Source organism: Micromonospora sp. NPDC002717 (assembly GCF_040295705.1).
Lineage (GTDB): Bacteria > Actinomycetota > Actinomycetes > Mycobacteriales > Micromonosporaceae > Micromonospora.
This window is the reverse complement of record NZ_JBEOVW010000086.1, coordinates 1-1823: the sequence shown is the minus strand read 5'-3', so window position 1 is coordinate 1823 and position 1823 is coordinate 1. Positions and strand designations below refer to the sequence as shown.

Below are 1823 nucleotides of genomic sequence, written 5' to 3'. Positions count from 1 at the left end.
GAAAGGTTTTGCGCCATTCGATGGTGTCCGGGATCTCGACGCTCTCCCTTATGCGACTCCTGCATTAGGAAATTAATACGACTCACTATAGGGGAATTGTGAGCGGATAACAATTCCCCTGTAGAAATAATTTTGTTTAACTTTAATAAGGAGATATACCATGGGCAGCAGCCATCACCATCATCACCACAGCCAGGATCCGGGGGACGAAAACCTCTATTTCCAGTCGATGAGGCGCACGCTCTTCACCCCCGAGCACGAGCAGTTCCGGGAGACCGCCCGTGCCTACTACCTCAGGGAGTGCGTGCCCCACGCGGAGGAATGGGAGCAGGCCGGAATCGTCAGCCGCGAGGCCTGGAGCGCGGCCGGTGCGGCCGGTCTCATCGGGTGGGAATTCCCCGAGGAGTTCGGCGGACAGGGCATCCGCGACTTCCGCTACAACGCCATCATGGCCGAGGAGATGGCGGCCACCGGCACGGTGGGCATCGGCCTCGGGCTCCAGAACGACGTCCTGCCCTCCTACCTGTCGCACCTCACCGGGGAGCAGCAACACCGCTGGCTCCCCGGGATCGTCTCCGGGCGGACCATCTGCGCACTGGCCCTGTCCGAGCCGGACGCCGGGTCGGACCTGGCGGCGATGCGCACCACCGCCCGCCGCGAGGGCGACCACTATGTGCTCAGCGGCCAGAAGACCTTCATCACCAACGGCATCCTCGCCGACTTCGTGATCGTCGCCTGCAAGACCGACCCGGACGCCCGCCACAAGGGCATCAGCCTGCTGGTCGTCGAGCGCGGGATGCCCGGCTTCGAGCGCGGCCGCCGGCTGGACAAGGTCGGCCTCAAGGCGCAGGACACCGCGGAGCTCTTCTTCCACGACGTACGGGTGCCGGCGGCGAACCTCCTCGGCGCGGAGGGCCGCGGCTTCGCGTACATGATGGAGAACCTGCCCACCGAGCGGATCGCCATCGCGGTGAGCGCGCTGGGCGGCGCACAGCGCGCCTTCGAGCTGGCGCTGGAGTACGCCAAGACCCGCACGGCGTTCGGGCAGCCCATCGGCACCTTCCAGGCCAACCGCTTCGCGCTGGCCGACATGCGGGCCAAGCTCGACGCGGCACGCACCTATGTCGACGGCTGCATCATGGCGCTCGTCGAGGGCCATCTCACGGCGGTCGACGCCGCCGCGGCGAAGTACTGGACCACCGAGACCGCCTGGCAGATCATCGACCGCTGCGTCCAGCTGTTCGGCGGATACGGATACATCAACGAGTACGAGATCGCGCGCATCTGGCGCGACAACCGCATTGAGCGGATCTTCGGCGGCACCTCGGAGATCATGCAGGAGATCGTGGGGCGCTCGCTGGGGCTGACATCGGCGACCGTGAGGAAGCAGGAATGACATTTAAGTAAGTACTCGAGTCTGGTAAAGAAACCGCTGCTGCGAAATTTGAACGCCAGCACATGGACTCGTCTACTAGCGCAGCTTAATTAACCTAGGCTGCTGCCACCGCTGAGCAATAACTAGCATAACCCCTTGGGGCCTCTAAACGGGTCTTGAGGGGTTTTTTGCTGAAAGGAGGAACTATATCCGGATTGGCGAATGGGACGCGCCCTGTAGCGGCGCATTAAGCGCGGCGGGTGTGGTGGTTACGCGCAGCGTGACCGCTACACTTGCCAGCGCCCTAGCGCCCGCTCCTTTCGCTTTCTTCCCTTCCTTTCTCGCCACGTTCGCCGGCTTTCCCCGTCAAGCTCTAAATCGGGGGCTCCCTTTAGGGTTCCGATTTAGTGCTTTACGGCACCTCGACCCCAAAAAACTTGATTAGGGT

General features: G+C 62.9%; 1 protein-coding gene. It reads left to right on the top strand.

Annotation, left to right across the window (positions count from 1 at the left end; genetic code table 11):
• Window positions 1-160 precede the first annotated feature (160 nt).
• Window positions 161-1396: an acyl-CoA dehydrogenase family protein gene (locus tag ABT006_RS34935; RefSeq protein ID WP_350712744.1), complete on the top strand. Its 1236-nt coding sequence runs from the start codon at window positions 161-163 to the stop codon at window positions 1394-1396.
• Window positions 1397-1823: the final 427 nt, after the last annotated feature.

Bases quoted from the DNA above. Each gene is read 5' to 3' on its own strand.
- ABT006_RS34935 (WP_350712744.1), top strand. From the start codon at position 161: ATGGGCAGCAGCCATCACCATCATCACCACAGCCAGGATCCGGGGGAC.